This window comes from Nocardioides sp. (assembly GCF_031422975.1).
Taxonomy (GTDB): domain Bacteria; phylum Actinomycetota; class Actinomycetes; order Propionibacteriales; family Nocardioidaceae; genus Nocardioides.
The window spans coordinates 1-7,850 of the sequence record NZ_JANPEO010000264.1 but is presented as its reverse complement, the minus strand read 5'-3'; the positions used below and the strand labels follow the sequence as shown (position 1 = coordinate 7,850).

Here is a 7,850-nt window from a genome sequence, read left to right as displayed (position 1 = left end):
CTCGTGGTCCAGGTCCGACTGCTCCACGAACGGAGTAGTCGGGCTGTGCGTGACGACGCAGTTCACCAGCAGGTCATGGCCGAGGAGCGCCTGCTTGTGCAGGTCCCGCGTCTCCTCGCGATCCCATGAGGTCACCGGCATCCCAGCGGTCGTCAGTGCCTGCTGCGCTCCTCGCCCGGACCGCCCCCGCGCCCCGGTGACCAGCGCGAGCAGCTCGTCGGTTCCGGCCTTCCCAGCCTGCTCCAGCTCAGCGTCGAGCTCGTGCTTGGCCATCGGTGCGAGCGGCGCGGTCAGCGTGCCGGCCAGATGCAGGACGCCGAGGGCGGCGCCCACGTAGCCGGCCCAGTAGCCGAACGCGACCACCCGCCTGCCGTCATCGCCGGTGAGGTACTCGATGTCGAGCAGGCGTCCCCCGCCGCGGTGGAACCGTCCCAGGGTGCGCGGCGCGTCCTCCTGGCCCTTGAAGGCGTGCGCGAAGTAGATGTGCCGGTGGCGCAGTGACTCTGGCTCGTCGGGGAGCTCCTTGATCCCTAGGACGTAGGCGTCGTCGGGTGCGTCGGCCCAGGTGCCCTCGCCCGCGAGGGAGGCCCCGGCCGCGGCGTACTCCTCGACGGCGAAGATGCGTTGGGTCGACTCCTCGACGGTCACCTGGAACCCGGCGTCGATCAACAGGGGGATGTCGGCGGGTACGACGGGCGCACGCCGCTCGGTGCCACGCGACTCGGACCGGATCCACACATGGACGGGGTGCATGGCGTCAGGATGCCACCGCCGCCCGCGACGTTCCCGACACCGTCGTCTCGCGCGTCCCCTCAGCGCGGCGTCCAGGAACAACTTGTCCGCACAGAACTGGGCCGATGCTCGGTTCGCGGCTGCGGATGCACGCCAAGGCAAGCCGCTTTGCCTGTAGGTATTCGACAGGAAGGGCTGGAACGTGCCGCACGTGCCGCCATAGTCGTCGTTCGCAGCAAGAAGCCGACCGAACTGCACACACGTAGCCAGCGCCGGCGGCGTCGCCCGCACATCGGCTATGAGCGGCCGTTTCGGTACGCGCCGACAGCCGGCGGTATGACGCGTCCCTGACTGAGGCTTCGCGAGCGTGGAACGATGGGTCGACCCACCCGATCAGCAAGGAGAGGGAACGATGCATCTAGGCGTGGACAGCTTTGTCTCCACCGTGACGGATCCCGCCACCGGCCACGTCATCGGGCCTCCGGAGCGGATGGAGCACCTGCTGGAGGAGATCACGCTCGCGGACCACGTCGGGCTCTACTCCTTCGGCATCGGCGAGCACCACCGCAGCGATTACTTCGATTCGGCCCCAGCGATCATCCTCGCGGCCGCAGCCGCCCGCACGGAGCGCATCCGGCTCGGCAGCGCTGTAACGGTGTTGAGTGCGGCCGACCCGGTGCGGGTATTCCAACAGTTCGCGACCTTGGACATCATTTCAAAGGGACGGATTGATCTGGTGGTGGGCCGCGGCTCGTTCACGGAGGCTTTCCCTCTCTTCGGACTGGACCTCGCCGACTATGACTCGCTCTTCACCGAGAAGCTCGAACTGCTGCTGCGGATCCGCGATGCTGCCGAGGTGACCTGGTCGGGGCGGCATCGTCCGGCCATGGTCCGTCAGAGCGTCTATCCGCGCCCGGTTCAGGACCCGCTTCCGATCTGGGTCGGTGTCGGCGGGACCCCCGAGTCATTCGCCCGCGCCGGACTGCTTGGCCTGCCGCTGATGGTGGCGATCATCGGCGGCGAGCCGCGACAGTTTGCTCCGCTCGTGGAGCTATATCGGCGCGCGGGCGCTCAGGCCGGTCACTCGCCGGACAAGCTTCAGGTGGGGTTGCACGTGTTCGGGTTTGTCGCCGGTAGCACCCAGGAAGCGGCGGACACCATCTACCCGGGATGGGAGGAGATGTTCACCAAGGTCTCCAGGGAGCGAGGTTTCCCCCGGCCGACCCGGCAACAGTTCGACGCCACGTCGGGCCCGAACGGCGCATTCTTCATGGGCGACCCGCAGACGGTGGCCGACAAGATCCATCGCGTCTCCGAACAGCTGGGTGGGGTGAACCGACTGTCTCTGCAAATGACCAACCCGCGGCTGGCCCACAACGACCTTCTCCGCGGTATCGAGCTCCTCGGCAACGAAGTTGCCCCGCTCGTGGCGACTGCGTAGAGGTGGTCACCGGTTCTAGATGCGTGGCCACGGGCGGCCTGTTCGAGGCCGCGTCGTTGCGTGGTGCTGTAGCGGCGGAGGGACGCACGCGATTCGCGTGCGGCACCGGCTGCAGATCTGGAGCGTACGCAGTCGGCAACCTCACTTCCTCCGGACACCGGGCCGGGGACGAGTGCGAGGATACGTGGATGAGTTGGGGAGATGTCTGGGTCAACGGGGACAAGATCCGACCCGGGATGGACGCCACCGGCCCACGGGCGCCGTGGATCCCGGCCGGCGTCATCTCGTCGGAGGAGCGGACGTTCGTCGAGGCAACGCAGCTGCTGCGGATGACCCGCGGTGCGCACGCCCGAGCGGTCGAGTTCGACCTCCAGGTCACCTCGTCCGCCGTGGGCAAGGAGCGCCCCGGCACGGGAAAGGCCGTCGTTGGCTTCGAGCCGGACGGGTTGTGGCTCGCGGTGGACGTGACCCCGACGGGGAGCCTCGTGGAGGAGGCTCGCTTCGTGGTGTTCACGCAGCGCGTGCACGTCGTCGCCGGGGCCCGGCGGGCCGCCGAGCGCGGTACGACGGGCCGCCCCCGGGCAACCATCTCGCTTCGCGGTCGCGCGCGATCCCGTGAGAGCGCCCTCGAGTGGGGTCACCGGGCGGCTCGGGACTGACCGACGGAGTCGGCGGCGAGGTGGCCGACTGGATCCGACAGACCCCGAGACGCTCCAAGCTTGGTGGGACCCGATGGCAAAGACTCGCGCCGATGTGCACGGCGAGATCGTCAACGGAGGCGTGGGCGGGTCGGGCACTGGGCGGTTGGGGTACGACGCGGGCATTCGCGGCGCTATGACGCTGGCCGGCCCGTGCGCCGAGCTAGTCGCTTCGCGTGCCGATGCCGATGCCGCCGTCCTACGGCCATCCCGCGCACTCCGTCGTCGCCGCTGCCAAGACGGGCGATGGGCCAGCTACGCGATCAGCTGACCCCGCCGAGCCGCTTGAGATCGGTGAGGATCCGGTCCAACTGGGTGATCAGGGACAGGTGGCCCTCGTCCTCGAACAGGTGCTTCTGGGCGGTCGGCACGTGCTTGGCGAGCCACTCGCCGTGGGCGTACGGCACCATCGCGTCCTGACGGCCCTGCCAGACGGCGACCGGCACCAGGATGTGGGCCAGGGCGAAGCCCCACGGGGCGACCGCCGCAAGCCCGTCGTCGCGTATGCCGACCACGCCTTGCGCGGCAGCGTGGTTGAAGGTGCGGCTCAGCCAGTCGCAGAAGGGCGCGTCCAGGAAGGCTTTGTCGACTGGCGTCACCAGCCCGCCCATCGCGTCGGCGAGCTCCTCGGGGGATGCGAGCAGGACGGGCAGGACGTTCCGCTGCAGGAAGGCGCCGTAGACGTCGCGGCCCTGCTCGGCGGCGTGATACTCGGCGTGGTTCTCGTCGGCCATGCCGGCGAACCAGTCCAGACCGTCGGCGTCGTACGGCGCGACGCCGGCGATCGTCGCCGCGGCCCGGCACCGCTCGGGCAGCAGCGCCGCGCACGCCAGGGCCCGCGGGCCGCCGCCGGACCAGCCGGCGGTGACGAACTCGTCGACCGCGAGGTGGTCGAGCACGGCGACCGACTCGACCACGTCATCGGCGTACACGCCTGCCACGGCGCGCGGTGTCGAGGCGCCGTACCCGGGCCTCGAGTAGGTCACCACGCGCAGTCCTGCCGCGCGGGCCGCGTCGTCGAGTGCCGGCCACTCGGCCACCGCTGAGGGCGAGCCGCCGTGGAAGAGCAGGCAGAACCCGTCGTCGGCGCCTCCGGTCAGCACCTCGATGATGCGGTCGTCGGGGCCGGGGACTTGGATGCGTTCGCTCATGCGGTCGATCCTGACAGGAAACCGTGCGAGGTCATCACGTACTAGAACCTCGCCGGTGATGAGGCCTGCTTCGTCGAGCGCCGACAGACGGCGGTAAGACGCACGTGCTCACGGCGCTCGTCGCGCAATTGAGTGCGTGCCGGTGAGTGAGCGTCGAGGCTTTGGGTCGCTCCAAGTCCGGGGCCACGGACGTAGTCCCTCGCAGTGGGATACTTACGAAGTGGCGACCACAGCTGGTCTCGGCACCGCCGACCGGGCGGTGGGGTCCCGTGTGGGCGCCAGCGTGGTCGCACTGACTTGGGCAGTCTGCTTCTTCGGGATCATCGACTTCCTCGTCGCGATCATCCCGTCCGAATTCCCCGACTTCATGCCGTTCGTCGTCCTGGAAACGAGCTGGGGGCTCTTGTACACGTTCCTGCTTCCGATGCCCCTGATCGCGTGGGCGGTTCGGCCGGCCGGGTGGGTAGGGCCGCAGGTGGCTGGGATCGCGGCGGCGGTTCTGGTTGCCGGGATCACCGCGCCGGCGTGGGGTCAGGTGTTCGTGGCGCTACTGGTGGCTGCGTCCGCAGCGTTCCCGCGAATGTGGCGACCGGCGCCGCGGTGGTCGCTGCGTCGCCCCCTTGAAACGCCCGCGTTCTGGCCGGTGGACGCGCTGGTGGCACTCGCGATGGGGGCCGCGCTGGTGCACGCGCGGGACGTCTTGGACGCAGCACGCAGTGGCGTGAGGGACGACGACACCTGGTACCTGATGCATCTACCCATGCAAGCCGGGTTTGCCCTGGCGGTCCCTGTCGCGGCAGCGGTTGCCGTGCTGGCATTGGCCAACGGGGTGGCAGGCTGGTGGCTCGCGATCTTGCCGTCGGCGGGATGCGCGATGTGGTTCGGCGCCGTCTCCGCCAAGTACCCGGAACTCGTGGGCAGCCTGGGCGAACTCCCCGGCCTATTCGCTGCCGGATGGGGTATCGCGGTCGCCGTTGCACTATGGGGGACCGGGCTGTGGGCCACCCGTTTCGGCGTCAAGGGCGAGAGCTAAGGCACCTCATGGATTGATGGCGGGTCCACCCGGAGGCTTGCTGATCGTCGGCCGGGGCGTGCTCCGGTCCCGAGGTGACACGGACTACGTGTTGAGGTGCGAGGGTGGAGCAATGATCGATGTCACTTTCGACGAGCTCATGGAACTCGTGGTGCACGGCTTTGAGATCGGTGGCGTCCTCGTTCTTGTGCTCGGTGCTCTCGGCGCCTTCGCGCACGCGGTGATTGTCGCGCGACGGAGTGGTCTGCGTGATGCGTACGAGACTGCGCGGCGAAGCGTGGGTCGCGCAATCCTCCTGGGGCTGGAGCTGCTCATCATCGCCGACATCGTCCTGACCATCACGGTCGATCCCACTCTGGAAAGCGCGTTGGCACTCGGCCTCATCGTCTTGGTGAGGACGTTCCTCAGCTTCTCCCTCGAGGTCGAGCTCGAAGGCACGTTGCCGTGGCGGCGCGGGCCGGACGTGAGGGGCACCATCAAACACGAACGCGACGCCCCGGCTTGACCGCGTCCTGCACGGGGACCGTGAGGGATGGCCGTGCGGGATAGCGAGTCAGACGCGGCGACAAGACGCACTCACGTGGCGGTACGAGGAGGATCCGAAAGCCGCCGACGAGCCACCACCCGCTACAGGCGCCGCGCGCATGACGCAGCCAACGCGCGGCCGCACCTCGGGGGTAGGTTGCGACCATGGAGTCCTCATCGGCCTCGTACTTCGATACTTCGACATGGGATCCGCGCGACGTGATCTCGGGTGGCTCACGGATGCTGCCGATCAGCACGCCGGCCGGCGATTTCCGGGTGTGGACCAAACGGGTCGGCAACAACCCGGACGTCAAGGTGCTGTTGTTGCACGGCGGCCCTGGAGCGACCGACGAACTCTACGAATGCTTCGACACCTGGTTCCCCGGGGCGGGTATCGAGTACTACTACTACGACCAGCTCGGATCGTTCCGCAGCGATCAACCAGACGAGCCGCAGCTGTGGGACCTGGCCCGTTTCGTGGACGAGGTCGAGCAGGTTCGGAAGGCGCTGGCCCTCGATAGCAGCAATTTCGTGCTTCTCGGGCAGTCGTGGGGTGGGCTGTTGGCACTGGAGTACGCCGTCCACCACCAGGACCAGCTCAAGGGTCTGGTGATCTCCAACATGATGTCGAGCTCGCGGCTGTACAACGCGTACGCCAACGAAGTCCTCATGCCCGCGATGGACCAGGGTGTGCTGGGCGAGATCAAACAGTTCGAGGCCCAGGGCACCACCGACGACCCCCGCTACGAGCAACTACTGATGGAGCACCACTACGCCTTGCACGTATGCCGCTTGCCCATCGAGGACTGGCCGGACCCGGTCACCCGATCCCTGGCCCACATCAACCCGGCGATCTATGTGCCTATGCAAGGTCCCAGCGAACTCGGGATGAGCGGCACCCTGGAAAGCTGGGACCGTTCCAATGACCTTGCGGACGTCAACGTGCCGACGCTGGTCATCGGAGCCACCCACGACACGATGGATCCCGCGCATATGCGATGGATGTCGGAGCAGCTTCCTCAGGGGCGCTACCTGCACTGCCCCGAAGGCAGCCACCTGTCACAGTTCGACGACCCCAAGCACTACTTCCCAGGGTTGATCGACTTCCTGCACTCACTTTGAATCACGAGCCCGACGACAGTTGCCTCACCGAGGCGGGCATCGCCCAGCCGGCGCGACGCAGCATCTCGCGAGCGGAATCTCTGCACGGTGCTAACGCGGCGGTTAAACGCACGTGCGACGGGGGCTCCTACGCAATGGTCACTCCTCTGGGTTTCTCCAGGAGAGAAGGTCTGCGCGCTGAGTGTGTAGAGGGGGCAGCAGTTGATTTCTGGCTTCCTCTGAGAGCCAACTGGGGTCAGTGGTCGTCGTAATCTCGTAGTCGATGCAGCGCAACGCTGTCTCGCGATCTTGTTGACTCAAGTGCCCGATGAGCCGGAGCAGGGTGAACGCCGCGCCGCGGACGATCGCGGCCTGATCCAAGTAGTTGATGCCCGACATCTGATTGACCAGCGTTGCGAGTCCCGCAGCGTCTGTTTCCATCAGGCCCGCGATAGAGGACTTCGGGCTGAGCTCACTGCGCCGCTGTCCCCACTCCCACAAGATGTCCGTGGCCATGAGAAAGTCCCCACTGGTGGCCAAGTCTGAGTCCCCGGTTTTGGCCAGGTAGAAGTCCCCACTCTTCGTTCGTCGTGTCGTAGCGAGCCGTGAGGCCCTGCGTGGTGACGGTGGCGGTACCAACCAGCCACATCACCACGCAGGGGTCTCCATTGAAGAACGCGAGAGAGCGTATGGACGTCATTTCCGCCTACCGAGACGTGGGCACTTATCGGGGTGCGGCCGCGATCTGCGGGACCACTCACAAGACCGTGAAGAGAATCATCGAGTCCCACGAGGCCGGTGGAGTCCTGCTCGAACGGACGCCGCGGGCCAGGAACTACGACGACGTTGTCGACGTGGTCGCGGCACGGGTCAAGGCCACCTCTGGTCGGATCTCGGCCAAGCGGTTGCTGCCCGAGGCACGCGCTGCTGGCTATGTCGGATCGGCGCGGAACTTCCGCCGGCTGGTCGCCGAGGCCAAGGCCACTTGGCGTCACGTGAACCCTGGTCGGGGTCGTCGCCCCGGGGTCTGGGCGCCCGGAGAGACGCTGATCATCGACTGGGGTGTCCTGAACGGCGTCCACGTGTTCTGCGCGGTGCTGGCGTGGTCGCGGTTCCGGTTCGTCCGGTTCGCCGCTGATGAAAAGGCCGCCACCACACTGGGATTCCTG

General features: G+C 67.4%; 8 protein-coding genes and 1 pseudogene. 6 read left to right on the top strand and 3 right to left on the bottom strand.

Going from position 1 to position 7,850, the window contains the following annotated elements; translation table 11 throughout:
- A partial coding sequence (locus tag RMO85_RS07870; RefSeq protein ID WP_310528179.1) for a hypothetical protein occupies positions 1 to 753 on the bottom strand: 753 nt, incomplete at its 3' end.
- Positions 754 to 1,156: 403 nt separating this feature from the next.
- On the opposite strand from RMO85_RS07870, the gene RMO85_RS07865 reads away from it, so the two are divergent.
- Both RMO85_RS07865 and RMO85_RS07860 read left to right on the top strand, forming a co-directional pair.
- Complete coding sequence (locus RMO85_RS07865) at positions 1,157 to 2,173, top strand: Atu2307/SP_0267 family LLM class monooxygenase (RefSeq protein ID WP_310528178.1); 1,017 nt, start codon at positions 1,157 to 1,159, stop codon at positions 2,171 to 2,173.
- A gap of 188 nt (positions 2,174 to 2,361) precedes the next feature.
- On the top strand, positions 2,362 to 2,832 hold the full coding sequence (locus RMO85_RS07860) for a hypothetical protein (protein WP_310528177.1): 471 nt from the start codon (positions 2,362 to 2,364) through the stop codon (positions 2,830 to 2,832).
- 302 nt (positions 2,833 to 3,134) lie between these two features.
- Here RMO85_RS07860 and RMO85_RS07855 read toward each other — a convergent pair whose 3' ends face one another.
- Positions 3,135 to 4,022, bottom strand: a complete 888-nt coding sequence (locus tag RMO85_RS07855) for an alpha/beta fold hydrolase (protein WP_310528176.1) — start codon at positions 4,020 to 4,022, stop codon at positions 3,135 to 3,137.
- Positions 4,023 to 4,242: 220 nt separating this feature from the next.
- Here RMO85_RS07855 and RMO85_RS07850 point away from each other — a divergent pair, with 220 nt between their 5' ends.
- The 3 genes from RMO85_RS07850 (at position 4,243) to RMO85_RS07840 (ending at position 6,702) form a co-directional block, all read left to right on the top strand.
- Positions 4,243 to 5,055, top strand: a complete 813-nt coding sequence (locus RMO85_RS07850; protein ID WP_310528175.1) for a hypothetical protein — start codon at positions 4,243 to 4,245, stop codon at positions 5,053 to 5,055.
- Positions 5,056 to 5,092: 37 nt separating this feature from the next.
- On the top strand, positions 5,093 to 5,560 hold the full coding sequence (locus tag RMO85_RS07845; RefSeq protein WP_310528174.1) for a DUF1622 domain-containing protein: 468 nt from the start codon (positions 5,093 to 5,095) through the stop codon (positions 5,558 to 5,560).
- Positions 5,561 to 5,745: 185 nt separating this feature from the next.
- On the top strand, positions 5,746 to 6,702 hold the full coding sequence (locus tag RMO85_RS07840; RefSeq protein WP_310528173.1) for a proline iminopeptidase-family hydrolase: 957 nt from the start codon (positions 5,746 to 5,748) through the stop codon (positions 6,700 to 6,702).
- A gap of 138 nt (positions 6,703 to 6,840) precedes the next feature.
- Here RMO85_RS07840 and RMO85_RS07835 read toward each other — a convergent pair whose 3' ends face one another.
- Entirely contained in the window at positions 6,841 to 7,197 is a 357-nt protein-coding gene (locus tag RMO85_RS07835) for a hypothetical protein (protein WP_310528172.1), read from the bottom strand.
- Between the two features lie 152 nt (positions 7,198 to 7,349).
- Here RMO85_RS07835 and RMO85_RS07830 point away from each other — a divergent pair.
- Positions 7,350 to 7,850 (top strand): annotated as a pseudogene (locus RMO85_RS07830) (IS21 family transposase); the annotation flags it as partial.